This is a genomic window from Ruania zhangjianzhongii, assembly GCF_008000995.1.
Taxonomy (GTDB): domain Bacteria; phylum Actinomycetota; class Actinomycetes; order Actinomycetales; family Beutenbergiaceae; genus Ruania; species Ruania zhangjianzhongii.
Window position 1 is genome coordinate 3340732 of record NZ_CP042828.1, and the last position, 24615, is coordinate 3365346.

A 24615-nucleotide genomic window follows, 5' to 3' on the forward strand; every position below is an offset into this window, starting at 1 on the left:
GGTCCTTCCTGCTCACACGATCCTCGAGGTGCTCGGGTCCGGCGGCGCCGCCTCCAGCCAGGACCGCAACCCGTCCAGTGCACCGTCCTCGGCGGCCAGCCGGAACTCCGCGCCGGAGTAGATGCAACGCGCCTCACTCAGCGCACCTGGGCCGTCGTCTGCGGGCCGCTCCCGGCCGAGGATGTCCATCTCCCGGCGGGCCCACCGGCGCGAGGGCCCGGGCGACAACGAGACCACCTCGTAGAAGTCGAGGTGGTCTCGGGTGTAGGTGGCGATACCGGAGGCCCAGCGCTTGCCCTCATAGACGGCACACTCGAACGAGCCGACCCGGTGGTTGAGCGTGCGCAGTCGCCAGAAGAAACCCACGGCGAGCACGACGACGACGAGCGCCGCCACGATGATCACCGTCCAGGCTGCTGGCACCGGCTCGCTCAGCTCTCCTGGGTGTCGGCCGCGGCCTCCGTGGTTGTCGGGTCGACCACGATCGTGATGTCGTCGTGGTCCACCGAGAGGAAGCCACCGCTGACCTCGAGCTCGACCGTGTCACCGCCCTCGGCGGCGCGCACCCGGACTACTCCGGGGCGCAGCACGGCGAGCACCGGCTGGTGACCGGGCAGTACCCCGAGATCACCGTCGGCCGCGGGCGCGGCGACGCTCAGGGCTTCCCCCGACCAGACCGTGTGGTCGGCGGAGACCATCTCCACGTTCAGCGGCACGCCGCCTCCTTCGTCATTGCTCCTGCGCCTGCACCGACAGGCTACGCCGAATCAGTTCGGCGTAGCCGGGTCGGCTCAGTCCAGCTCGGACTGCAGACGCTGCCAGTTCTTCTCCAGATCCTCAAGTCCACCGATGTTGAAGAACGCCTGCTCGGCGACGTGGTCGTAGTCGCCGTCCGCGATCTTGCTGAACGCCTCGATGGTTTCGCTCAGCGGCACCGTGGAACCGGCCACGCTGGTGAACTTCTCCGCCATGTAGGTGTTCTGGGAGAGGAACTGCTCGATCCGGCGGGCCCGGTTCACCGTGACCTTGTCCTCTTCGGACAGCTCGTCCACACCGAGGATCGCGATGATGTCCTGCAGTTCCTTGTTCTTCTGCAGGATCGCCTTGACCTGGTTCGCCACCCGGTAGTGCTCCTCACCCACGTACTGCGGGTCCAGGATCCGGGAGGTGGAGGCCAGCGGGTCGATCGCCGGGTACAGACCGCGCGAGGCGATGTCCCGGGAAAGTTCGGTGGTGGCGTCCAGGTGGGCGAACGTGGTGGCCGGGGCCGGGTCGGTGTAGTCGTCAGCAGGGACGTAGATCGCCTGCAGCGAGGTGATCGAGTGACCCCGGGTGGAGGTGATCCGCTCCTGGAGCAGACCCATCTCATCGGCCAGCGTGGGCTGGTAGCCCACTGCCGAGGGCATCCGGCCGAGCAGCGTGGACACTTCCTGACCCGCCTGGGTGAACCGGAAGATGTTGTCGATGAACAGCAGCACATCCTGCTGCTGCACGTCGCGGAAGTACTCCGCCATCGTCAGCGCGGACAGCGCCACCCGCAGCCGGGTGCCCGGCGGCTCGTCCATCTGGCCGAAGACCAGTGCGGTCTTGTCGAAGACGCCGGCCTCTTCCATCTCCTCGATCAGGTCGCCACCCTCACGGGTGCGCTCCCCCACGCCGGCGAACACCGACACACCACCGTGGTTGGCGGCGACGCGGTAGATCATCTCCTGGATGAGCACGGTCTTACCCACACCGGCACCGCCGAACAGGCCGATCTTCCCGCCCTGGACGTACGGGGTGAGCAGGTCGATCGACTTGATGCCGGTCTCGAACATCTGGGTCTTGGACTCGAGCTGGTCGAACGCCGGCGGCTCGCGGTGGATCGGCCAGCGCTCGGTGACCTCGAGCTTCTCGCCCTCGGGGAGGTTCAGCGCCTCACCGATCACGTTGAAGACCTTGCCCTTGGTGATGTCGCCGACGGGCACGCTGATCGCAGCACCGGTGTCGTAGACCTTGCCGCCACGGACCAGGCCGTCGGTCGGCTTCAGGGCGATCGCGCGGATCAGGTTGTCACCGAGGTGCTGCGCCACCTCGAGCGTCATCTCGGACGAGTCCTCGCCGATCTCCACCGTGGTGGTGAGCGCGTTGTACATCTCCGGGATGGCGTCCGGTGGGAACTCGATGTCGATGACGGGGCCGATCACACGGGCGATCCGGCCCACGCCGGGCTCACCGGCGGCGGCAGCCGGAGTCTCGGATGCGGTAGCAGTCATGGGTGGGGTTCCTTCGGTGTGGTTGGTGCTCAGCTGGCGGCCATGGAGTCGGCACCCGAGACGATCTCGCTGATCTCCTGGGTGATCTCGGCCTGCCGGGCCTGGTTGGCGAGCCGGGTGTAGTTACGGATGATGTCCTCGGAGTTCTCCACTGCAGTGTGCATGGCGCGCTGCCGGGCAGCGAGCTCGGAGGCGGAGGCCTGCAGTAGTGCGTTGTACATCCGGCTGCGGATGTACCGCGGCAGCAGCGTGTCCAGCACGCCCTCGGGGGACGGCTCGAACTCGTACAACGGCAACGGGTCCTCGCCCACCGGAGCAACGCCGTCGACCACTTCCAACGGAAGCATGCGCACGACCTGCGGCTCCTGCGAGACCATCGTCTTGAACCGGGTGTAGACGATGTGCAGCTCGCTCACGCCACCGGACTCAGCGGGGGCGCGGAACGCGTCCAGCAGCGCGGAGCCGATCTCCTCGGCGGTCTCCACTGCCGGGTTGTCCGAGTTACCGGTCCAGCTCCGGACGATCTCCTGACGCCGGAACTGGTAGTAGCTCACACCCCGGCGGCCGGTGACGTAGAGGGCGATCTCCTTGCCCTCCTCGTGCAGCTGGCCGCGCAGCCGCTCCGCCTCGCGCAGCACCGACGCGGAGTAGGCACCGGCCTGCCCGCGGTCGGCGGTCACCACGAGGACGGCCACCCGGTTGGTGTCGGTGCGCTCCGTGGTCAGCGGGTGCTCCACGTCGGCATGGGTGGCCACGGCGGAGACGGCGCGGGTGATGGCCCGTGCGTACGGGCTCGCCGCGACCGCGCGGTCGCGTGCCTTCCCGATCCGTGAGGCAGCGATCAGCTCCATGGCGCGGAACATCTTCTTCATGGTCTGGGTAGACCTGATCTTCTGCTTGTAGATCCGCTGTTGGGCGCCCATGCTCAGCCCCGCTTCTGCCGGACGATCTGCTCCTGATCGATGTCCACGTCGCCGTCCTCGACCGGTTCGGCCGGCGCGGAGCCCTCGGAGCCGAGGAAGGTGTCGCGGAACTTCTCCACGGCCGCCTTCAGCTCCTCCTCGGTGGAGTCCTCGAACTTGCCGGTCTCGGCGATCTGGTCGATCACCCCGGTGTTCCGGCGCACGTACTCGAGCAGCTCGCGCTCGAACCGGCGGACGTCGGTCAGCTCGACCTCGTCGAAGTAGCCCTTCGTACCGGCCCAGATGGAGACCACCTGGTCCTCGGCGTCGTACGGGCTGTACTGCGGCTGCTTGAGCAGCTCCATCAGCCGCGCACCCCGGGTGAGCTGGCGGCGCGAGGCCGGGTCCAGGTCCGAGGCGAACATCGCGAACGCCTCCAGAGCCCGGTACTGCGCCAGGTCGATCTTCAGCGTGCCGGAGACCTTCTTCATCGCCTTGATCTGCGCGTCACCACCCACGCGGGAGACCGAGATACCCACGTCGACGGCGGGGCGCTGGTTGGCGTTGAACAGGTCCGACTGGAGGAAGATCTGCCCATCGGTGATGGAGATGACGTTGGTCGGGATGTACGCCGAGACGTCGTTCGCCTTGGTCTCGATGATCGGCAGACCGGTCATCGAACCGGCACCCAGCTCGTCGGAGAGCTTGGCGCAACGCTCCAGCAGCCGGGAGTGCAGGTAGAACACGTCACCGGGGTAGGCCTCACGGCCCGGCGGGCGGCGCAGCAGCAGGGAGACCGCACGGTAGGCCTCGGCCTGCTTGGACAGGTCGTCGAAGACGATCAGGACGTGCTTGCCCTGGTACATCCAGTGCTGGCCGATGGCCGAACCGGTGTAGGGAGCGATGTACTTGAAGCCCGCAGCGTCCGAGGCGGGGGCCGCCACGATCGTGGTGTACTCCAACGCGCCGGCGTCCTCCAGGGCGCCGCGCACCGAGGCGATGGTCGTCCCCTTCTGACCGATCGCCACGTAGATGCAGCGCACCTGCTTTTCCGGGTCGCCGGACTCCCAGTTCGCCTTCTGGTTGATGATCGTGTCCAGCGCGATCGCGGTCTTCCCGGTCTGCCGGTCACCGATGATCAGCTGACGCTGACCGCGACCGATCGGGATCATCGCGTCGATGGCCTTCTGACCGGACTGCAGCGGCTCGTGCACGCTCTTGCGCTCCATCACGCCAGCAGCCTGCAGCTCCAGCGCCCGCCGTGCGTCGGTCTCGACCTCGCCGAGGCCGTCGATCGGCTGACCCAGCGGGTCCACGACGCGGCCCAGGTAACCCTCACCGACCGGGACGGAGAGCACCTCACCAGTGCGGCGCACGCTCTGTCCCTGCTCGATGCCGTCGAACTCCCCCAGCACCACCACACCGATCGTGCGCGTGTCCAGGTTCAGGGCCAGACCGAGGGTGCCGTCCTCGAAGGTGAGCAGCTCGTTGGCCATCACCCCGGGCAGACCCTCAACTTCGGCGATGCCGTCGGCAGCCAGGGTGACGGTACCGACCTCCTCGGCCGCGCTGGTCGCCGGCTCGTAGGAGTTCACGAAGCTGTCCAGCGCCGCCCGGATCTCCTCGGGCTTGATCGTCAGTTCAGCCATCTGTTCGTCCTTCTCCTTAGACCGCCTGGTGGCGATCGGTTCACATCTGAGTGGGGCTTGTCAGCCGGCCAGCCGCCGGCGAGCTTCTTCGAGGCGGGAGAGCATGGTCGCATCGACCACCTCGTCGCCGATCTGGATGCGCACACCGCCGATGACGGAATCGTCCACCGCCACGTTGATGTGGGCGCTACGACCGTAGGCACCTTCCAGGATGCCGCGCAGCCGATCCTGCTGGGCCGTGCTCAACGGCCTGGCCGCCGTCACCGTGACCACGAGCTGCTGGCGGCGGTGCGCCGCTGCCTCGATCAGGCGCACCAGGGCGGCGGCCAGCGAGGTCTCGTGGGAGGCAGTCAGTGCACGTTCGAGCAGCACCTGCGTCTGTGCTGCCACCTTGCCCTGCACCAGCGAGGACAACAGTTCGGCGCGGGCGCCGACGCTGCGGTCCTTGTCCGCCAGCGCGAGCCGCAGCTCGCGGTTGTCGGCGAGGATGCGCTGCACGGTGAACAGCTGGGACTCCACGTCCAGCAGTGCATCGTCGGCCTCCGCGCTGGCGAGCACCGCATCGGTGCCGATCAGCTCCACGGCGGCCCGCAGATCGTCGTCTGCCGACCAGCGCCGCCGGGCCATACCGTCCAGAAGGTCCAGCACCTCGCCGCGCACCTTGCCGCCGAAGACGGCATTGACCACGGCAGCCTTGTCCTCGCCCTCGCGGGAGGGGTCGGTCAGCGCCCGGCGCAGGCCGCCGCTGCCGTCGAGCACATCGGCCACGGCGAACAGGTCAGTTCCCAGCGCCTGCGCATCGGCACCCGCCTGGCGCAGGACGGCGGCGAACGAGCTGCGCGCGTCGTCGGTGGAGGTCTGGCTGCTGGCCCGCATCACGCCTCCGAGTCAGCCGCGGCGGGAGTGGATTCGGACATCGTGGTCTCGATCTCGTCGAGGAACCGGTCCACCACACGGGACTGGCGTGCGTCGTCGGCGAGAGACTCCCCCACGATCCGCGAGGCCAGCTCCGTGGCCAACGTGCCCACATCTGCCCGCAGCGAGACGACCGCGGACTGCCGGGCAGCCTCGATCTGCCGCTGTGCGTTCTCGGCGATCCGGGCGGCCTCGGTCTGCGCCTTGGTGCGTGCCTCGGCGACGATCTGGGCGCCGTCGCTGTTGGCCTCCTCGCGGATGCCAGCGGCCTCCTTGCGGGCAGCAGCGAGCTCGCGCTCGGTCTCTACCTTGGCCTCAGCGGCTTCAGCCTGCGCCTTCTCGGCGAGCTGCAGCCCACCTTCGATCTTGGCGGCACGCTCATCCAGGATCGCGTTCAGCTTCGGCAGCAGATACTTGAAGAAGAAGAACCCGATGATGACGGTCACGACCAGTGACCAGATGATGTCGTACGCCGCCGGGATGAGCGGGTTCGGTGTCCCGTCTGCTGTGATCATGTCGGCTCCCAACGCCTACTGGTGAGGGATGGATCAGAACATGAGGCCGGCGACGAGGCCGAGCAGACCGAGCACCTCGATGAGGGCGGCGCCGATCATCATGTTGGTGAACAGCCGGCCGGCCACCTCCGGCTGACGAGCCGTGGCGATCTGGGTCTGGCCGAAGACGATACCGAGGCCGATGCCCGGGCCGATCGTGGCGAGACCGTAACCGATGGTTGCGAGGTTACCTTCCACTGCATTTCCTTCCTGTGGCGCTCACGGTGAGCGTCTGGGTGTGTCGTGCGAACTGCTGACCCACCGGAGCGGGCCGAAGCCTCTCGGTGAGGTCAGTGCTCCTCTTCGAGGGCCATGTTGAGGTAGATGGCGGACAGAAGCGTGAAGATGTAGGCCTGCAGGAGAGCGATGAAGATCTCGAACAGGGTGATGAAGATCCCGCCGGCAAAGGCGAGGGCGCCGGTGGCCTTGATCAGGCCGCCGCCCTCGAGGATGAGGAAGTGGGTGGCGGCGAAGCACAGCACCAGCATCAGGTGCCCGGCCATCATGTTGGCCACCAGCCGGATGGTCAGCGTGGCCGGGCGCAGGATGAACACCTGCAGCGCCTCGATCGGCGTGATCAGCACGTAAGCCGGCCACGGGATCCCGGGCGGGAAGAGCTGCGCCTTGAGGTACTTGCCCAGGCCGTGCTTGCGGATACCGGCGGACAGGTAGACCACCAGCACCCAGAGCGCGAGCAACAGCGGAAGGCCGACTCGGGAGGTACCGGCGATATTCAGGAACGGGACCACTCCGGCGAGGTTCATCGCCAGGATGAGGAAGAAGATCGTGGTCAGCATCGCCACGTACGGTCGGGCGCGCTCCTTGCCCATGATCTGCTCGGCGACCTGCTCGCGCACGAACGTCACGCCGAACTCGATGATGCTCTGCCCGCGGGTCGGGATCAGCGACGCCTTGCGGGTGCCCAACCAGAAGAGCAGCAGCATCAGTGCCACCACGATGAGCCGCACCATCATGATCCGGTCGAAGCCCCACACGGAGGTCAGCTCGGTACTCCCGAACAGCGCGTCCGGGAAGAACTCGTCAAGTCCTGGGGCGTGGAAGCCGCCGCTGTCCTCACCCTCGGCGAGGACAGGCGCGGCAGGGGCTGCGGTGGACAGAGTGAACTCCCCAGGTACATCGAGCTCGACCATCACTGCACTATGGGCAGCGTCGCAGGAGACAAGCTCAGGTGGGCTGGAAGTGAATATGTGTAGCGTACCGGATCACTCCGGACGATCGTGACCGTCCGGGTGGCGCTGAACCTTGGAAGGATCGGCTGAATCCGTAGCTTCCCGGACATCCTCACCGGCCGTAGGTGGACTCGTCAACTCCGACTCAGCGCCCGATGAGGCGGTGGGGGTACCTTCACCCTCCCCCGGACCGGGATCGGCCACTGTGGAGGCGCCGTCGTCGTCCTGTGACGGTTCTGTGCTGCTGGGGGCAACGTAGGGGATACGGGCGGTGACCAAGGTGCCGATCTCGACGATGAGTCCGACGATCACCACCACGAACAGTGTGGCCAGGAACACACCGCGGTGATAGAAGTTCTCGTTCCGCAACCAGAGCAGGAGGACCGCGAGCAGACCCATCTTCAGGATCCACCCGCCGAGCAGGACGATCTGCAACAGCTCCGGCCCGCGGCCGACGATCGCGTACAGGCTGGCCATCGTGGTGCCGGTGAAGAGCACGCTGATCGCCGTGGCCAGCAGCGCGCTCCACAGGCCGGGTAGGCCGCCGACGAGCAGGCCGACGCCCACGCTGACCACACCGATCACCGCCGAGGCGAGCAACAGCCGGCGCAGCACCGTGCGGATCATGGTCAGGACCGCCTCGGTGCGGAGGTAGCGGTCGTTCAGGAAGGCGGGCTCGGGCACGGCGGTGGTGTCCTTCAGCTGGGGTGGTGAGCGGTCCGGCGCTTGCCGAACGAGGGGGTGGGGATCGGTACCACGGTAATGATCACGGCGATCACGACGCCAATCGCGGCGCCGATCAGCACCTGGTACACCGGGAACAGCACCAGGGCGGCGGCGCTGCACGAGGCCACGAAGGTCCACACGTACAGGATGGCTACCGCGCGGCGGTGCGAGTGGCCGCGATCGAGCAGCTTGTGGTGCAGGTGGGTGCGGTCGGCGTGGAACGGGGACTTGCCGGCGAGCAGCCGCCGCAGGATGGTGATCGTGACATCCATCAGCGGCAGGATCAGCACGGCGACCGGCAGCAGGATCGGCACGAAGGCCGGCAGGGCGGCTGTGGTGGAGACCAGGCCGGGGTTGATCTGGCCGGTGACCACGATCGAGGCGGCGGCCAGGGTCAGCCCGAGCAGCATCGCCCCGGAATCGCCCATGAACACCCGTGCCGGATGGAAGTTGTGCGGTAGGAAGCCTACGCACACCCCGACCAGCGCGGCCACCACCATCGTGGCGAGGTCAGAGTAGTCGGCCGGGCTGCTGGTCCGGGTGAGCACGTAGGTGTAGACGAAGAATGCGGTGCCGCCGATCGCGATCATCCCGGCGGCCAGCCCGTCCAGCCCGTCCACCCAGTTCACTGCATTGATGGCCACCACCACAGCGATCACGGTGACCACCAGGGAAAGCCGCGAGGAGCCGATGGTCAGCCCGAAGATCGGGAAGCTGATCAGCTGCACGCCCTGCCAGGCCATCGCCCCGGCCACGATCACCTGGCCGACCAGCTTGGTGAACCAGTCCAGGTCCCAGATGTCATCGGCAACGCCGAGCAGGCAGATGGCGGCGGCGCAGCCGAGGATCGCCCAGGGCAGGTTGTCGTCGAAGACCGGCTGCAGGAACTCGATCTGGGATGCGACCAACAGGGCGCCAGCCAGTCCGGCCAGCATGGCCACCCCACCCAGGCGCGGGGTGGGCACGGAGTGCACGTCCCGGACCCGGACCGGGGTGACGGCACCGATGCGCTGCGCCAGCAACCGCGCCACCGGGGTCACCAAGTAGGTGACCGCTGCCGCGATCGCCAGCACCAGCAGATAGATCCTCACGGCACGCGGCCGTCCGGAGTCTCGTCACTCTCCTGCTCGTCAGTCCCTTCGGCGACGGCGTCACTCACCGGGGCATCGCCGTCCTCGCCGACGGCGTCACTCACCGGGGCATCGCTCTCCTCGCCCGGCTCCTCGCTCTCCTCGCCGACGGCGTCACTCACCGGGGCTTCGCTCTCCTCGCCGACGGCGTCACTCACCGGGGCATCGCTCTCCTCGCCCGGCTCCTCGCCCAGGTCACCGTTCTCCTGCGCGTCGTCCGCACCATCCTCGCCGGCCGCATCCTCGATCACCTCGGGTACGTGCATCGGCAACAGGTCCGGCACCACGGACCCGAGCTCCTCGGCGGTGAGCGCTCCCTCGCGGACTACCCGCAGCTGCTCCCCGGTGGCGTCCACGATGGTGGACGCGACCCCGCCAGGGGCAGTTCCGCCGTCGAGATAGACCCGCACCGCCCGGCCCAGCTGCTCAGCGGCCTCGGCGCAGGTGAGTGCGGCCGGCTCGCCGCTGCGGTTGGCGCTGGAGACGGCGAGCGGCCCGGTGCGCCGGAGCAGCTCGAGGGTGATCTCGTGGTCGGGCATGCGCAGCGCCACAGTGCCGTGGGTCTCCCCCAGGTCCCAGCGCAGGCTGCCGTGCGCGCGCAGGATGATGGTCAGTGGACCGGGCCAGAACTCCTCCACCAGATCCCGCACGGCGGCGGGGATCTCGGTGGCCAGGCCGTCCAGCGTGCGCAGGTCCCCGATCAGCACCGGCGGCGGCATCTGCCGGTCGCGGCCTTTCGCGGTGAGCAGCGCGGTCACCGCACGGGGGGTGAACGCGTCCGCAGCGATGCCGTACACGGTATCCGTGGGCAGCACAGCCAGCCGTCCCTCGGCGAGCTGATGCACCGCCTCGGTGAGGTGACCGGCGCGCACTGCAGCATCGGTACAGTCGAGGAGTTCTAGATCTGGCACGTGGCTAAGCCTCTCACGCCCGCCGGGCCGCTCCGGCGTGGGATCGTACCCGGGTGACCACTCCTGCCGGCAGCTCCGCTCTGCTCCGCGCGATCTTCGTGGCGACGATCGCGGTCCAGCTCATCGTGCTGTATCTCCCCCAGCCGCCGAGCACCGCGGAGGTCGGCGTGCCCGGGGCGGACAAGGCGATCCACGTGCTGGTCTTCGCCCTGGTGATGCTTACCGGCGTCCTCGCCTCCGTGCCCGCGCGCTGGCTGGCCCTCGTCCTGGCGGCGCACGCGGTCCTCAGCGAGGTGGTCCAGCACCTGCTGCTGCCCAGCCGGAGCGGGGACCCGCTGGACGCAGTGGCCGATCTCGCCGGCATCGCCCTCGGCTGGTACGTGGCGTCGATGATCACCCGGCACCGGCTGTCCGGCGCACCGCGTCGCTAGCCGATGGCCTCACCACAACCGCCCTCGGCGCTCCTCCGGACCCTTCCGGTAGCCGGCCTCCTCGCGCTGATCGCCGGCATCAGCTGGCCGCTCCGCGCCACGGTGTACCGCTCGGTCGCACCGTCAGTGGCAGCTTCGCCGGTGGGCTCAGCGCTGGCCGGTGCCTTCGCCCAGTACGGACCGCTGCTGCTGGGGGTCCTGGCCGGTGTCCTCGCGGTGAGCTCCTTCTGGCGTGAGCGGGCCGTGTTCTGGCGCCTGGTCAGCGGGGGCGTCGGCGTGATCGGCGCCTCGGTGCTCAGCACGCTGCTCAAGCTGCTCGTCACCGAGGAACGGCCCTGCCGGGTCTGGGACGTCGAGACGGTGCTGGCCTGCCCGAGCGTCGGAGACTGGTCCTGGCCATCCGGCCACTCGACGGTCGCCGCGGCGTTGGCCACCGCCTGCATCATCGCGGCACCCCGCACCGCCTGGTTCGCCGTCCCGGCTGCCGTTCTGGCGGGTGCAGCGCGGCTGGCCGCCGGCGTGCACTACCTGCACGACGTGGCCTCCGGGCTGGCTCTGGGCGCGGTGGTGGTCGCCCTGGTGGTCGTGCTCCTCCGCCCGTTGGCGGCTCGCCTACCGGTAGCCCGCGGGCGGTAGCGGAGGCTACCGGAGCACCCCGGTGCGGGTGGCGACGACCATCCGGTCCCGGCCGGTCAGGTCCACCTCGGTGCGCACCTCGGTGAACGCGCCGGTTGCGGCGACGATCTCCCGCAGCGCTGCGGCCTGCACCTCGGCGTGCTCCATCACCAGCACTCCCCCGGTGCGCAGCAACCGGGCGGCAGAGGCCACCACCCCGCGCGGCACCTCCAGCCCGTCGGTCCCACCCCCGTAGAGGGCCAGGTCCGGATCGTGATCACGCACCTCCGGGTCCTGAGGGACCGCATCCGGGGGGATGTAGGGCGGGTTCGCCACCAGGACGTCCACCCGGGCATCCAGCTCGCTCAGCGTGGAATCCGCCGTGGCATCAGCCTGGACCACCCGTACCGGCAGGCTGAGCCGGTCAGCATTCGCACCGATCGCGCGGACCGGTTCGCCGCCCAGCTCCACGGCCACCACCGCTGCGGCCGGCACCTCCTGGGCGAGTGCGAGCGCGATCGCACCGGACCCGCTGCACAGATCCACCACCACCGGGTGGGGGCCGGCGGCGCGGGCGGCCTCGATCGCGGCCTCGGCCACCAGCTCGGTCTCCGGTCGGGGCACGAACACCCCCGGCCAGATCGCCAGTTCCAGGTAGCGGAACGGCGCCCACCCGGTGATCTGCTGCAGCGGCTCCCGCAGCCGACGGCGCTCCACCAGCTCGGCGTATCGGCCCGCGAAGTCGTCCGTGAGCTCCGGCGGCCGGACCAGGTCGAGCCGGTCGACGCCGAGCACGTGCGCGGCCAGCGCCCGAGCATCAACGTCCGGTGAGCCGACGCCCGCCTCGGTGAGTATCGCCGTCGCGGCCTGGATCAGCTCGCGCAGCCCGGCCGGGCGCGCGGCAGGTACCTGCTCAGTCACCGGCCCCGGCCAGCCGTTCGGCCTCGTCCATCTCGATCGCCGAGGTGATCACCGGGCCGAGGTCGCCATCGAGCACATGGTCGAGGTTGTACGCCTTGTACCCGGTGCGGTGGTCGGCGATCCGGTTCTCCGGGAAGTTGTAGGTGCGGATCCGTTCGCTGCGGTCCACCGTACGAACCTGGGAGCGGCGCAGTTCGGCGGCCTCGGCGGCAGCCTCTTCCTGCTGAGCGGCGAGCAGCCGGGCGCGCAGCACCCGCAGCGCCTGCTCCCGGTTCTGCAGTTGGGACTTCTCGTTCTGCATCGAGACCACGATCCCGGTCGGCTCGTGGGTGATCCGCACGGCGGAGTCGGTGGTGTTCACGCTCTGCCCGCCGGGCCCGGAGGACCGGTAGACGTCAATCCGCAGGTCGTTCGGGTCGATCTCCACCTCGCCGGGTTCGTCCACCTCGGGGAAGACCAGCACACCGGCGGCGGAGGTGTGGATCCGGCCCTGGGACTCGGTGACGGGGACCCGCTGGACCCGGTGCACCCCACCTTCGTACTTCAGGTGCGCCCACACTCCTTCGGCCGGGTCGGTCGCGCGGGACTTCACCGCGATCGAGATGTCCTTGTACCCGCCCAGGTCGGAGCCGGTCTCATCGAGCAGCTGCACCGACCAGCCCTGCCGTTCGGCGAACCGCTGGTACATCCGCACCAGGTCGGCGGCGAACAGGGCGGACTCCTCGCCGCCCTCACCGGCCTTGACCTGCAGGATCACGTCCCGGCCGTCGTCCGGATCGCGAGGCACGAGCACACCGCGCAGGTGGTCGGCAGCAGCATCGGCGGCCTGCTGCAGCGGCTCCACCTCGGCCGCGAACGCGGGGTCGTCGGCGGCGAGCTCCACCGCCGTCTCCGCATCCTCGGCAGCCGAGCGCCAGGTGCGATAGGCGGTGACGATCCGGCCGAGCTCGGCGTACCGGCGGCCGAGCGTGCGGGCCTTCGCCTGGTCAGCATGCACACCGGGGTCGGCCAGGGCCTCTTCCACCTGCGCGTACTCCGCCAGCAGCGGCTGCACCGCCGCGAACTCCTCTGTCATGCCTGCTCCGTCCGCCTCCCGTGCTGGTCCTCGATGCCTCGCGGGTGGCCGGATCGGCGCGCCCGCCTCTCGCGAGTGGCCACTCCTGCGCAGTTGCTGGTGATCAGAGACTGCCGGAGTGGCCGCTCGCGATGGAGAGCGGCGCTAGTCGCGGTCTCCCGCGGACGGGCGGCTCGGCGTGGTCTTCTGCACGGTGAGCAGGAACTCGGCGTTCGAGGAGGTGGCGCGGAGCTTGGACTGCAGCAGCTCGATCGCCTGCTGCTGGTCCAACGAGCTCAGCAGCCGGCGCAGCTTCCAGACAATCTTCAGCTCGTCGGCCTCCACCAGGATCTCCTCCCGGCGGGTGCCGGAGGCGTTCACGTCCACGGCGGGGAAGATCCGCTTGTCCGCGAGCTGGCGGGACAGGCGCAGCTCCATGTTCCCGGTGCCCTTGAACTCCTCGAAGATCACCTCGTCCATCTTCGAGCCGGTCTCCACCAGCGCCGAGGCGAGGATGGTCAGCGACCCGCCGTGCTCGATGTTGCGGGCGGCACCGAAGAACTTCTTCGGCGGGTAGAGCGCGGAGGCGTCCACGCCACCGGAGAGGATCCGGCCCGAGGCTGGTGCCGCGAGGTTGTAGGCGCGGGAGAGCCGGGTCAGCGAGTCCAGCAGCACCACGACGTCCTGGCCCAGCTCGACCAGGCGCTTCGCCCGTTCGATCGCCAGCTCGGCGATCAGGGTGTGGTCGGTGGCCGGCCGGTCGAACGTGGAGGCGATCACCTCGCCCTTGACCGTGCGCTCCATATCGGTGACTTCCTCGGGACGCTCGTCCACGAGCACCACCATCAGGTGCACATCGGGGTTGTTCGTGGTGATCGCATTCGCCACCTGCTGCATGACGATGGTCTTACCGGCCTTCGGCGGGGCCACGATCAGGCCACGCTGGCCCTTACCGATCGGTGCGACGAGGTCCACGATCCGCGCGGTGACCTGCCCGGGGGTGGTCTCCAGCCGGAGCCGCTCCTGCGGGTACAGCGGGGTGAGCTTGGTGAACTCGGGACGGCCGGTGGCCTCGGCCAGCGGGACCCCGTTGATCGAGTCGAGTCGCACCAGAGCGTTGAACTTCTGCCGCTGGTTACCCTCACCGTCACGAGGCTGGCGGACCGCACCGGTGACGGCGTCGCCGCGGCGCAGGCCGTACTTCTTCACCTGGCCGAGGGAGACGTAGACGTCGTTCGCACCGGGCAGGTAGCCGCTGGTGCGCACGAACGCGTAGTTGTCCAGGATGTCCAGGATGCCGGCCACCGGGAGGAGGACATCGTCCTCGGTGATCTCGATCTCTTCCTCGACGTCGCGCCCGCGGCGCTTGCGGTCCCGGTCGCGGTACCGGTCGCGGCCGCGCCGGCGCCGACCGCCGGAACGGTCGTCGTCGTTATCCCGGCTGGTGCGGGGTGAGTCCTCCGGCTGGTCACCGTCGATCCGGCGGCCCTCCGGTAGCTGGATGTCGTCCAGCGAGGGACGGCGGTCGCCGCCCTGCTTCCGGTCGTTGCCACCCTGGTGAGGGTCGCCGCCGTTCTGACGCTGGTTACCGCCGCCCTGACGCTGGCCGGCGCCGTTCTGACGCTGGTCCTCACCGGTCTGACGCTGGTTACCGCCGCCTTGGCGCTGGCCTCCGCCACCTTGGCGCTGGTTGGCACCACGTGGGCGCTGGTCGTTGGCCTTGCCGTCACCACCGCGCGTGCTCTGGCGGCCGTCGTCGTTGCGGTCACCCGTGCGGTCACCGCCAGTGCGGTCACCACCGGTCGTTTCGGCAGGTGCCGTCTTCTCGTCCCGACCCGCGGTCAGCGCGGAGAGGTCGAGCTGGGGCTGACCGCCAGCGGAAGCGGCCCGGCGGTTACGCCGAGCCGGCGGCTGGCTGTTGGCAGCGTCGGCCGTGCTAGCCGCCGCACCGTCCTGGGCGGGTGACGCACCAGTCGCCGGTGCACCGGAGGCGGCGCCCTTCGCCGATGCCTCGGAGGCGGCGCCCTTTGCCGGTGCCTCGGAGGCGGCGCCCTTCGCCGGTGCGTTGTCGGTCTTCTGCTGCCGTCCGGCGGGACGCTGCCCGCCGTCGGTCGCGCCGTCTCGGGCGGCGCGGATGGCAGTCACCAGATCGCTCTTGCGCATCTTGGCGGTGCCCTTGATCCCGAGCTCACCGGCGAGTGCCTGCAGCTCGGCCAGGCGCAAGGCGGACAACGCCTTGCTACGGCCCGGAGTGGTCGTGCTTTCGGTCACGAGGTTCCTTCCCTCGACACAGCCCGACTCAGATTTGTCAGGCTGGAGATGTCCGGATCGAATGTCCGGGTGGAATAGATCACGCGCAAACATCAGCAAGGATGCCAGCGTGGGAGGCACCGCCGCGGTGAGCGAGTCACCTGCGAACTATGGCGCACCTGCGAGCCTACCATCGACACCCGCGCCGTCGAGGGCGACCCGCGACCGAATGCGCGCTCGCCTGCTGGTGCGGCTATCCGCGGGACGGCTCGGGGACGGTGACCTGTCCGCCGTCGAAATCGATCGACGGCGAGAGCACCTGCCATGCCTGCCCCACCACGGCCTGCTGCGCCGCGGTGAGCGGCGCGAGAACGAGCACGGTGGGACCGGCTCCGGAGATCACCGCGGGCGCACCCGCCTGACGCAGCCGGTCCACGAGTGCCGAGGTCGCCATCATCGCGTCCGCACGCTGTGCCTGGTGCAGCCGGTCCTCGGTGGCCGGCAACAGCAGGTCCGGCCGGGTGCTGAGCGCCAGCACCAGCAGCCCCGCCCGGCCGGCGTTGAATGCAGCATCGGCATGCGCCACCGTGGCCGGCAGCACCGCACGGGCACGGCTGGTGGGCAGGCGGTCCGTGGGGATCAGCACGGTCGGCTGCACGTCCGGGTGCAGCGGAATCTGCGCCGCCCGCGCCTGCGGGCCCTCCATCCACGCCACGGTGACTCCACCGAACAGCGCCGGAGCGGCATTGTCCGGATGTCCCTCGAACTCGGTGGCCAGGTTGAGCAGACTGTCGTTGTCCAGCGCCTCCGGCTCGTTGATCAGCCCTCGCGCGACCAGCAGCCCGGCCACCACCGCCGACGCGCTCGAACCCAGCCCGCGACCATGCGGAATCGCGTTGTGACAGTGCAGGCTGAACCCGGCCTGCGGGGCCCCGGCGTAGTCCAGCCCGGCGCGCAGCGCGCGTACCACCAGGTGGTCCTCGCCGGTGGGTACCTCGCCGACCCCTTCACCGGTGACCTGCACGTCCGTCGCACCGGCGGTGGCACGCACGGTGACCACGTCATGGATGGCGTGCGCCAGACCGAACGCGTCAAAGCCAGGGCCTAGGTTCGCACTGGTGGCCGGAACCCGCACGGTCACCTCGTCCCGCATGAGTCGCATGCTCAGGCCAGGCCGAGCGCGCGGGCCGCGTCCGCCGTGTCTCGCCCGATCACTTCGGGCTGCACGGGGCTATCGCCGAGCGCGGTGGCGGTGTCCTTGAGACCGTTGCCGGTTACCGTGCACACCACTGTGGCCCCGGCGGGCACGTCCCCGGCGTCGGCGCGGGCCAGCAGTCCGGCCACGCTTGCCGCCGAGGCAGGTTCGACGAACACTCCCACGCTGCGGGCGATCAGGGCCTGGGCATCGAGGATCTCGGCATCGCTGACCGCGTCGATCCGCCCCCCGGAGTCATCCCGCGCCGCGACGGCCAGCGACCACGAGGCCGGGTTGCCGATCCGGATCGCCGTGGCGACGGTCTCCGGGTGCTCGATCGGCTCGCCCTTGACGAACGGCGCGGCCCCGTCGGCCTGCACCCCCCACATCTGCGGTGTGCGGCTGGACTTCCCGTCCGCGGCGTACTCGGCGTAGCCCATCCAGTAGGCGGAGATGTTCCCGGCGTTGCCGACCGGCAGCACGTGCAGGTCGGGCGCGTCACCGAGGGCGTCCACCACCTCGAAGGCGGCGGTCTTCTGCCCCTGCAACCGGAACGGGTTCACCGAGTTCACCAGGGCGACCGGGTAGGCGTCGGCCAGCTCGCGCACGATCCGCAGGCAGTCGTCGAAGTTGCCGTCCACGGCGAGCAGCTGGGCGCCGTGCACGATCGCCTGGGCGAGCTTCCCGGCGGCGATCTTCCCGTGCGGCAGAACCACGGCGCAGGTCAGGCCGGCGTGCGCGGCGTAGGCGGCCGCGGAGGCGGAGGTGTTCCCGGTGGAGGCGCAGACCACTGCCTCGGTGCCCTCGGCCACCACCTTGCTGATCGCCATCGTCATCCCCCGGTCCTTGAAAGAACCGGTCGGGTTGGCACCCTCGACCTTGAGGTAGACCTGCGCACCGGTGGCCTCGGAGAGTGCGGGCGCGGCCACCAGCGGGGTGCCCCCCTCACCGAGGGTCACCACCGGATCCCCCTCGGTGATCGGCAGACGGTCGACGTACTCGGCGATCACACCGCGCCACGGCTGAGCCATCAGTTTCCTTCCACACGCAGGATCGAGGTGATCCGCTTGATCACGTCGAGGGTATCGAGGTCGACGACGGTCGCGGCAAGCGCGGACTCGCTCCCCTCGTGGGTGACGATCACCAGTTCGGCGACGTCGTCCACGTCGAACGCACCCTGACGCACGGTCTCGATGGAGATGCCACGCCCAGCCACCAGGGCGGCGACCTCGGCGAGCACACCGGGCCGGTCGACGACCTCGATACGAATCTGGTACCGGGTGCGCACCGCCTCCGGCGGCATCGAGGTGAGCGCCGCATGCGCGGACTCCGAGGGCGCCTTGCCGCCGTTCACCACGTTCCGTGCAGCGGCAACCACGTCCCCCAGCACGGCACTCGAGGTAGCCACTCCCCCGGCACCGGCGCCGTAGAACATCAGCGTGCCCGCGGCCTCGGCCTCCACGAACACGGCGTTGTACGGTCCGCGCACACTGGCCAGCGGGTGATCGGTGGGCACCAGGGCCGGGTGCACCCGGACGGCGATGCCCGGGGTGCCGTCGTACCGGCCCACCTCGGCGATCGCGAGCAGCTTGATCACGTGCCCGGTCTGGGCGGCAGAGTCGATATCGGCCGGGGTGATGTCCCTGATGCCCTGCGCCGGCACGTCGGCCAGGGAGGTGCGGGAGTGGAAGGCCAGGGAAGCGAGGATGGCGGCCTTGGCGGCAGCGTCGAGTCCCTCGACGTCGGAGGTCGGGTCGGCCTCGGCGTAGCCGAGCTGCTGGGCCTGGGCCAGCGCCGTCTCGAAGTCCAGGCCGGAGGCGGTCATCTCGTCCAGGATGTAGTTGGTGGTGCCGTTCATGATGCCGAGGATCCGGGTGATGCGGTCACCGGCGAGCGATTCGCGCAGGCCGCGCACCACTGGCACCGCTCCGGCCACCGCCGCCTCGAAGAACAGGTCCACCCGGGCGTCGTCCGCGGCTGCGTAGAGCTGGGGGCCGTGCTGGGCCAGCAGCGCCTTGTTCGCCGTCACCACGCTGGCGCCGGAACCGATAGCCTCCAGGATCAGCGCCCGGGCCGGCTCGATACCGCCGAGCAGCTCGATCACCAGGTCGGCACGGCGGACCAGGCCGGTCAGGTCCTCGGTGAGCAGATCGGTCGGTACCACGCTGTCCCGCGGGGTGGCCACCGAACGTACGCCGATGCCCACCAGGTCCAGGCGCGTCCCCGTGCGGGCGTGCAGCTCATCGGCGTGCTCCACCAACGTGCGGACCACCTCCGTGCCGACCACCCCGCAGCCGAGCACGGCCACGCGAACCTTCTGGGCACCTTCGTTCATGCTGTCCTTCCCTGGTTGCGGCGGGTGCGGCTCTCCCGCCCACGCCCGCACCACAATAGACGCAGCAGGGCCGGGCGTTCCGGGCCGTGCCGCAGAGTGGACGGTCCGGTCCACCTGGCTGCTCGGCCACCCACCAGCGGGCCACTCGGCCACCCACCAGCGGGCCGTTCGTTACCTGGCCCGTCCAGTCGTGCTCCGCGAGCACTACTCACCGCGCCAGGTAACGAGTGCATCGATTCACGGGGGTGGGCGGGGTGTGGGTGTGGGTGTGGGGCGGGCGGGGATGCGTGGGTGGGTCAGCCGAGGTCGAGGGCGAGGATGTCCTCGATCGTCTCCCGGCGCACGATCTCCCGCGGCTCCCCGTCCCCGACGGCTACCACGCCGGGCCGGGGCAGCAGGTTGTACTGGCTCGCCATCGACCGGCCGTAGGCGCCGGTGGCCGGAACCGCGAGCAGGTCCCCGGCCTGCACGTCCGCGGGAAGCTGGACCTGGTGCACCACGATGTCCCCGCTCTCGCAGTGCTTGCCGACCACGCGGGCGAGCACCGGGGCGGCCGTCGAGTCGCGCACCAGGGCGGCGTGGTAGTCGGCGCCGTAGAGCGCGGGCCGGATGTTGTCGCTCATCCCGCCGTCCACCGAGACGTACCACCGCGCGCCGCCCTCGTCGAGCGGCACGGGCTTGACCGTGCCCACCCGGTACAGGGTGAGCATGCTCGGGCCGACGATCGCCCGGCCCGGCTCGAAGGAGAACTCCGGCATCGGGGTGCCCAACCGCTCGCACTCCTGCGCGCAGGTGCGGGCCAGCGAGCCGGCGAGGGTGGCGATGTCTGCTTCGGCCTCATCGGGCAGGTACGCGATCCCGTACCCGCCGCCCAGATCCAGCTCACCGAGCAGCACGCCGGTGCGCTCGGCGTGCTCCGCGCGCAGCTGCAACAGGGCGCGGGCCGCTGCGGCGAACCCGTCCGGGTCGAGGATCTGGGAGCCGATGTGGGAGTGCAGACCGAGCAGCTCCAGATGCGCACGGCCGGCGATCCGGCTCAATGCCTCGGCGGCGGTCCCCCCGGCGAGGGAGAGGCCGAACTTCTGGTCCTCGTGGGCGGTGGCGATGAACTCGTGACCACCGGCGTGCACCCCGGTGGTCACCCGCACCATCACCGGTGCCCGCACCCCGCGGCGGGCCGCGAGTGCCTCGACCCGGTCGATCTCGTCCAGCGAGTCGATCACGATCCGGCCGACACCGGATTCCAGGGCGCGGTCGATCTCCTCATCGGACTTGTTGTTGCCGTGCAGGCCGATGTCCGCACCAGGGACTCCGGCGGCCAACGCCGTGGCCAGCTCCCCGCCGGACGCGGTGTCGATGCGCAAGCCCTCCGCGTGCATCCACCGGGCGACGGCGATGGACAGGAACGCCTTGCCCGCGTAGTAGACCTGCACCGGCGCCGGCGCGAAGGCCTCGGCAAAGGCGCGGCGGTAGCGCGCGGCGCGCGCCCGGAGCCCGGGCACATCGAGCAGATAGGCAGGCGTGCCGAACTGCTCCGCGAGCTCGGTGAGCGGCTGCTCGCCCAGGTGCCAGACGCCGTCGACGATGGTCAGGTTCTCCGGCCACAGGCCGGGCTGTTCGGGATGGGTCACAGGTGCTCCGGAGCGTGCAGGCCGAGCGAGGCCAGTCCAGTGGCGAGCGCCACAGCAGTCGCCTCGGTCAGGGCCAGATGGGTGCGGTGCTTCGAGGTTACCGGTCCCGCCCCGCGCGGTGCGGTGCGGGTGCCGGCGTAGAAGTCCTGGTAGGTGGTAGCGAGGTCACGCAGCGCCACGGCCGCACCGCGCCCGCCCGGGTGGTCGGCGGTCAGGCGGACCAGCAGCGCTCGAGTCAGGTCCCGGTCGACGACGGCGCTCCCGGTGGTGGTCAGCTCCGCACCCAGGGTGGGGCGTACGCCGTGCGCGCGGGCTGCGCGGGCAACGTTGCGGCACCGGGCGTGGGCGAGGGCGACCGGGAGCAGACCAGCCGGCCATCCGCCGTCGAGGGCCCGGGTGGGTGTGGCGCCAGCTCCGGGCCGGAGCAGCCGACGCACGCTGTCCAGGAGGACGTCGGTGGTCAGCGTCAGGGTCAGGTAGCCGGCCTCGGTGCGCACCTCGGCGAAGCCGGGTGCACCGCGCAGCCGGTCGGCGAGCTCACCGGCGAGGCGCTCCGCGGCCGGGCCGGAGCCGGCCGCGGCGTAGGCGACCGCGGTGCCGAGATCACCCGGCTGCCCCCGGCGGACCGGGCGCAGCCGGATCGGTTCCGGCGTCCTGCAGCCGAGCTCGCTCAGGTGGGTGCTGAGCAGTTCGGCCAGCTGGCTGGGCACCCGATCAGAACGGCAGGGAGCCGTAGAAGGACTGAGCCGTGTCCGCGTCCGGGGCGTCGATCTGGTACACCACCGCCGAGTCGTCGTACCAGTAGACGCTGTACACATCGCCGTCGTAGTCGATCCGGGTACCGAGCCCGTTGCCGTTGTCCGACTGCCAGACATCACCGGAGTAGTCCGGATCGCCACGCTCGTCCTGCACACCGGCCACATAGGTGTCGGCCGCCCCGGAGTCCGGGAAGGAGATCGCGGTCATCGTGATCTCCCCGGCGTCGGAGCTGTAGGTCGCCGTGTAGGCCTCCATCGCGTCCGCGCTCAGGTCGCTGGCGTCCGCCCAGTCACCCTGGATGGTCCAGGTGTTACCCGAGTCGCCCGCCACCTCGGCGGCCTCGGTGCTGAGCAGGTCGTAGAGCTCGCCGCCACCAGCGTCGGTGCCACTGGAATCGTCGGTGGACTCGTCGGTCGCGTCATCGGTGGGCTCGCTGTCGGCGTCGGCGCTGCCGTCGGTGCTCGGGTCCGTGGCCGTGGGGGTCGGTGTGGGGATGGTGTCGTCCCGGCCGTCGATCAAGGTGATTGCGCCCCAGATCAGCAGGGCGAGGACGAGCAAGCCACCGATCACGATCCCGGCGATCACCCCGGCGTTGCTCCGCCGACCACCTGGGGGTGGGCCTGCCGGACCGCCGGGCTGGTTCGGACCGGTCCCGTCGGGCCCGCCGGGTCCGTCCGGCCCGCCGGACCCGGACTGAGCCGGAGCGGGCGGGCCATAGGGCTGCTGCGCAGCACTGGCGCCGTCAGGCTGCCCCGCCGGAGCAGCGCCGTAGGACTGCTGCTGGCCGGCGCCGTAGGGATACTCCCCGCCTTGCTGCGGCTGCTGTCCCGGTGCACCGTAGGGCTGGGAGTCGCCGGCTCCGAACTGCTCGGGCGACCCGTACGGCCCGGGCTGACCACCTGGCTGGTCGGGTGGGTTCTGCGTCACCGTGCTCTCCTCCGGTCTACCTCGCACGCTTGCTCTCCGATGAGCAATGCTACGGGGACCGGCCGCGGGTGGCTCGGCCGGAGCCGATTTCAATCAGCGGCCCCTCCCCTGATAGGCTCACGCCGCGGCGAAAGCCCCTGTAGCTCAGTGGATAGAGCGTCTGCCTCCGGAGCAGAAGGTCGTGGGTTCGAATCCCGCCGGGGGCACCGATTTAGACCGGGTCCGGGCGCGTCCGCTCGGCGATCACCGGATGCGGCACCACGGTGTACAGATGCGCCGACGCGAGCGCGAGCCACGCCCATCCGGCCAGTACCGCGAGCCAGAGCAGCGCCACACCCGCCGGAGACTGGGCGAGCGCCGCTCCACCGACGAAGCCGGCGACGATCACCACAGCGCTGACCACGCCGAGCCGGGACTGGCCCGACGCACCCCGCTGCGCCGCCCAGCGCGAATAGGTGAACGCCGCGACCGCCAGCGCCACAAAACCGAGCGCACCGGCCATCAGATGCCCGATACCGCCGGCCGAGGCGACCCCGCCCTCAGCCCCCGGCGGGAATCCCGCGACCGGATCGGGGATGACGATGCCACTGAGCACCAGGCAGAGCCCGTACACACCGGTGAGAATCCCGATCGCGAGTCCCCGACCGTCCCGGATCGCTCGAAGCACCCCATAGGCCGCGGCGAGCACCATCAACCCTGCGACGATGATCGTGGTGCGCTGCATCCAGCCATGCTCGCCCAGCATCAGCAGGCTCAGCGCATGACGGCTCAGGTCGAAGCCGGACCGGGTCAGCGCCAGCACCAGGCCGACGACCAGATAGAAGGGACCGGCCACGACACCCCAGCCGAGCAGACTGCGGGTCACCGCCGCGGCGCGGTCAAAAGTCGAAGCGTCATCGCTCATGGCCCGATGCTAGCCGGTCGAGAACTAGACTGTCCAGTACTATTCCGTAGGATGAGCGCATGACTGAAGGCACAGCGGAACCGGTGATCGGACGCTCGGCGCGAAAGCGGCAGGCGATCACCGCCGAGGCCACCACCCTGTTCCTCCGCCAGGGGTTCCGCGGCACGAGCATGGACGAGGTCGCGGCAGCGGCAGCTGTCTCGAAGCAGACCGTGTACAAGCAGTTCTCCGACAAGGAGGGGCTGTTCCGGGAGATCGTGGCGGGCATCACCCGGAACGCGGACGCGATCATCGCCAGCATCACTGCGGCCTTCGGTGCCACCCCGGCCGGCAACCGGGAGGAGCTGGAGACACGGCTCACGGGAGTGGCTCGCACCTATCTGGACGGCGTGCTCCAGACCCGCGTGTTCTCGCTGCGGCGGCTGATCATCGCCGAGGCGGAACAGTTCCCCGACCTTGCTGCCGACTACTACCGCCAGGCACCGGCGGCCGGGATCGAGACCGTCGCCGCGCAGCTGGAGCCCTACCGCGCCTCAGGGCTGATCATCGCCGACGACGTCCGAGTCGCTGCTGCGCACTTCGCCTACCTGACCCTCTCCCCCGCCCAGGACCGGGCCATGTTCATCCCCTCGGACCTGCCCAGTGCAGCGGACCGGCAGCGTTTCGCCGCGACGGCTGCCAGCGCTTTCGTTGCCGCCTATGGCGCGAGCGCGCGCTGAGGTCAGCCCGGTCCGGCCGCCCGGGCGCGGAGCAGAGCGGGGTCAGCTCCGCTGCAGCCGGTACCACCGCGGCCGAGTCCGGTTCATCGGCCAGCCGAGCCCGGCGGTCTCCGCCGGCTCCGAGCTGGTCAGCCGCCAGCCGGGGAACGCTTCGCTCACCTGTTCCTCGGATACGCCGCCGATCATCGAGCGCAGCCGGGTGCGCCCGAAGGCGAGCATCAGCACCCGAGCGCGCGGCGCCGCGCGCTCGGTCACACTCCGGCCCACCGCGGCGCGCTCGGGAGCCTCGAACCCCTGGAAGCACCCGATGTCCAGGAACAGGTCGAACTGGCCCAGGTGCGGATCGAGATCGGTGACGTCCGCTACCTCGTACCGACCGCCGTCGGGGTCCTTGCGCCGTGCCCCCTCGATCGCTGCTGGAACGATATCCACGCCCACCGCGCTCCACCCGCGGCGCACCAGCTCCGGGGTGAACTGCGCGCGGCCGCAGCCGAGATCGAGCGCCCGCCCGGGCGGGTCGTCCGCCTCCGCCCGTTCCCGGTCCAGCACTGCGGCGATGCTTGCGCTCGCTGCCTGCCCGTACCGCTCCCACGGGGTCATCCCCAGGCGGTACATCAGTGGATAGCTCGGCATCAACACGCT

General features: G+C 70.1%; 26 protein-coding genes and 1 tRNA gene. 4 read left to right on the top strand and 23 right to left on the bottom strand.

Going from position 1 to position 24615, the window contains the following annotated elements:
• Nucleotides 1-12: 12 nt before the first annotated feature.
• The 12 genes from FU260_RS15570 to FU260_RS15625 all read right to left on the bottom strand — a co-directional run bounded on the left by FU260_RS15570 (nucleotide 13) and on the right by FU260_RS15625 (nucleotide 10232).
• Nucleotides 13-423: a DUF2550 family protein gene (locus FU260_RS15570; RefSeq protein ID WP_168211795.1), complete on the bottom strand. Its 411-nt coding sequence runs from the start codon at nucleotides 421-423 to the stop codon at nucleotides 13-15.
• Between the two features lie 8 nt (nucleotides 424-431).
• Entirely contained in the window at nucleotides 432-716 is a 285-nt protein-coding gene (locus FU260_RS15575; RefSeq protein WP_235912451.1) for a F0F1 ATP synthase subunit epsilon, read from the bottom strand.
• A 75-nt stretch (nucleotides 717-791) separates the two neighbouring features.
• Nucleotides 792-2255, bottom strand: coding sequence for a F0F1 ATP synthase subunit beta (gene atpD, locus FU260_RS15580; RefSeq protein ID WP_147917893.1), 1464 nt, complete (start codon nucleotides 2253-2255; stop codon nucleotides 792-794).
• 29 nt (nucleotides 2256-2284) lie between these two features.
• Nucleotides 2285-3178 (bottom strand): F0F1 ATP synthase subunit gamma, encoded by an 894-nt coding sequence (locus tag FU260_RS15585; RefSeq protein ID WP_147917894.1) that lies wholly within the window; start codon nucleotides 3176-3178, stop codon nucleotides 2285-2287.
• A 2-nt stretch (nucleotides 3179-3180) separates the two neighbouring features.
• The gene (gene atpA, locus FU260_RS15590; protein WP_147917895.1) at nucleotides 3181-4806 is read right to left on the bottom strand and encodes a F0F1 ATP synthase subunit alpha; all 1626 of its coding nucleotides are present in this window, start codon (nucleotides 4804-4806) and stop codon (nucleotides 3181-3183) included.
• Nucleotides 4807-4866: 60 nt separating this feature from the next.
• Nucleotides 4867-5682, bottom strand: coding sequence for a F0F1 ATP synthase subunit delta (locus FU260_RS15595; RefSeq protein ID WP_147917896.1), 816 nt, complete (start codon nucleotides 5680-5682; stop codon nucleotides 4867-4869).
• A complete protein-coding gene (locus FU260_RS15600) occupies nucleotides 5682-6236 on the bottom strand; it encodes a F0F1 ATP synthase subunit B (protein ID WP_147917897.1) in 555 nt (184 codons plus the stop codon). The genes FU260_RS15595 and FU260_RS15600 overlap by 1 nt, the downstream gene beginning before the upstream one ends.
• A gap of 33 nt (nucleotides 6237-6269) precedes the next feature.
• Nucleotides 6270-6473, bottom strand: coding sequence for an ATP synthase F0 subunit C (atpE, locus tag FU260_RS15605; protein WP_147917898.1), 204 nt, complete (start codon nucleotides 6471-6473; stop codon nucleotides 6270-6272).
• A gap of 92 nt (nucleotides 6474-6565) precedes the next feature.
• Complete coding sequence (atpB, locus tag FU260_RS15610) at nucleotides 6566-7426, bottom strand: F0F1 ATP synthase subunit A (protein WP_147917899.1); 861 nt, start codon at nucleotides 7424-7426, stop codon at nucleotides 6566-6568.
• Between the two features lie 72 nt (nucleotides 7427-7498).
• Nucleotides 7499-8149 (bottom strand): Cg1360 family ATP-synthase-associated protein, encoded by a 651-nt coding sequence (locus FU260_RS15615; RefSeq protein ID WP_147917900.1) that lies wholly within the window; start codon nucleotides 8147-8149, stop codon nucleotides 7499-7501.
• A 14-nt stretch (nucleotides 8150-8163) separates the two neighbouring features.
• Nucleotides 8164-9282, bottom strand: coding sequence for an MraY family glycosyltransferase (locus FU260_RS15620; RefSeq protein WP_147917901.1), 1119 nt, complete (start codon nucleotides 9280-9282; stop codon nucleotides 8164-8166).
• Nucleotides 9279-10232 carry an L-threonylcarbamoyladenylate synthase gene (locus FU260_RS15625; RefSeq protein ID WP_413038356.1) on the bottom strand — a complete coding sequence of 318 codons (954 nt, stop codon included), beginning with the start codon at nucleotides 10230-10232 and terminating at the stop codon, nucleotides 9279-9281. The genes FU260_RS15620 and FU260_RS15625 overlap by 4 nt, the downstream gene beginning before the upstream one ends.
• Before the next feature lie 53 nt (nucleotides 10233-10285).
• Between FU260_RS15625 and FU260_RS15630 the strand changes: the two genes are divergently transcribed.
• Together FU260_RS15630 and FU260_RS15635 are read left to right on the top strand one after the other, a co-directional pair.
• Nucleotides 10286-10663 (top strand): VanZ family protein, encoded by a 378-nt coding sequence (locus tag FU260_RS15630; protein WP_210418099.1) that lies wholly within the window; start codon nucleotides 10286-10288, stop codon nucleotides 10661-10663.
• 3 nt (nucleotides 10664-10666) lie between these two features.
• Nucleotides 10667-11299: a phosphatase PAP2 family protein gene (locus tag FU260_RS15635; protein ID WP_147917902.1), complete on the top strand. Its 633-nt coding sequence runs from the start codon at nucleotides 10667-10669 to the stop codon at nucleotides 11297-11299.
• 6 nt (nucleotides 11300-11305) lie between these two features.
• Here the strand turns inward: FU260_RS15635 and prmC are convergent, their stop codons facing one another.
• The 9 genes from prmC to FU260_RS23640 all read right to left on the bottom strand — a co-directional run bounded on the left by prmC (nucleotide 11306) and on the right by FU260_RS23640 (nucleotide 22350).
• The gene (gene prmC / locus FU260_RS15640) at nucleotides 11306-12199 is read right to left on the bottom strand and encodes a peptide chain release factor N(5)-glutamine methyltransferase (RefSeq protein WP_147917903.1); all 894 of its coding nucleotides are present in this window, start codon (nucleotides 12197-12199) and stop codon (nucleotides 11306-11308) included.
• Nucleotides 12192-13274, bottom strand: coding sequence for a peptide chain release factor 1 (gene prfA / locus FU260_RS15645; RefSeq protein WP_147917904.1), 1083 nt, complete (start codon nucleotides 13272-13274; stop codon nucleotides 12192-12194). Before prfA ends, prmC begins: the two co-directional genes overlap by 8 nt.
• 144 nt (nucleotides 13275-13418) lie before the next feature.
• On the bottom strand, nucleotides 13419-15524 hold the full coding sequence (gene rho, locus FU260_RS15650) for a transcription termination factor Rho (protein WP_235912452.1): 2106 nt from the start codon (nucleotides 15522-15524) through the stop codon (nucleotides 13419-13421).
• Nucleotides 15525-15756: 232 nt separating this feature from the next.
• Entirely contained in the window at nucleotides 15757-16665 is a 909-nt protein-coding gene (thrB, locus tag FU260_RS15655) for a homoserine kinase (RefSeq protein ID WP_147917906.1), read from the bottom strand.
• A gap of 2 nt (nucleotides 16666-16667) precedes the next feature.
• Entirely contained in the window at nucleotides 16668-17729 is a 1062-nt protein-coding gene (thrC, locus tag FU260_RS15660) for a threonine synthase (RefSeq protein ID WP_147917907.1), read from the bottom strand.
• Nucleotides 17729-19033 carry a homoserine dehydrogenase gene (locus FU260_RS15665; protein WP_147917908.1) on the bottom strand — a complete coding sequence of 435 codons (1305 nt, stop codon included), beginning with the start codon at nucleotides 19031-19033 and terminating at the stop codon, nucleotides 17729-17731. Before FU260_RS15665 ends, thrC begins: the two co-directional genes overlap by 1 nt.
• A 296-nt stretch (nucleotides 19034-19329) precedes the next feature.
• Nucleotides 19330-20664, bottom strand: a complete 1335-nt coding sequence (gene lysA / locus FU260_RS15670; RefSeq protein WP_147917909.1) for a diaminopimelate decarboxylase — start codon at nucleotides 20662-20664, stop codon at nucleotides 19330-19332.
• Nucleotides 20661-21374, bottom strand: coding sequence for a DALR anticodon-binding domain-containing protein (locus FU260_RS15675; RefSeq protein ID WP_168211796.1), 714 nt, complete (start codon nucleotides 21372-21374; stop codon nucleotides 20661-20663). Before FU260_RS15675 ends, lysA begins: the two co-directional genes overlap by 4 nt.
• Nucleotides 21375-21378: 4 nt before the next feature.
• Entirely contained in the window at nucleotides 21379-22350 is a 972-nt protein-coding gene (locus FU260_RS23640; RefSeq protein WP_168211797.1) for a hypothetical protein, read from the bottom strand.
• A 133-nt stretch (nucleotides 22351-22483) separates the two neighbouring features.
• Between FU260_RS23640 and FU260_RS15680 the strand changes: the two genes are divergently transcribed.
• Nucleotides 22484-22556 (top strand) — tRNA-Arg (locus FU260_RS15680).
• Nucleotides 22557-22561: 5 nt separating this feature from the next.
• Here the strand turns inward: FU260_RS15680 and FU260_RS15685 are convergent.
• Complete coding sequence (locus tag FU260_RS15685) at nucleotides 22562-23254, bottom strand: DUF998 domain-containing protein (protein ID WP_147917911.1); 693 nt, start codon at nucleotides 23252-23254, stop codon at nucleotides 22562-22564.
• 59 nt (nucleotides 23255-23313) lie between these two features.
• Between FU260_RS15685 and FU260_RS15690 the strand changes: the two genes are divergently transcribed.
• On the top strand, nucleotides 23314-23973 hold the full coding sequence (locus tag FU260_RS15690) for a TetR/AcrR family transcriptional regulator (protein WP_147917912.1): 660 nt from the start codon (nucleotides 23314-23316) through the stop codon (nucleotides 23971-23973).
• Between the two features lie 42 nt (nucleotides 23974-24015).
• On the opposite strand, the gene FU260_RS15695 is transcribed toward FU260_RS15690, so the two are convergent.
• Nucleotides 24016-24606, bottom strand: a complete 591-nt coding sequence (locus FU260_RS15695; protein ID WP_210418100.1) for a class I SAM-dependent methyltransferase — start codon at nucleotides 24604-24606, stop codon at nucleotides 24016-24018.
• Nucleotides 24607-24615: the final 9 nt, after the last annotated feature.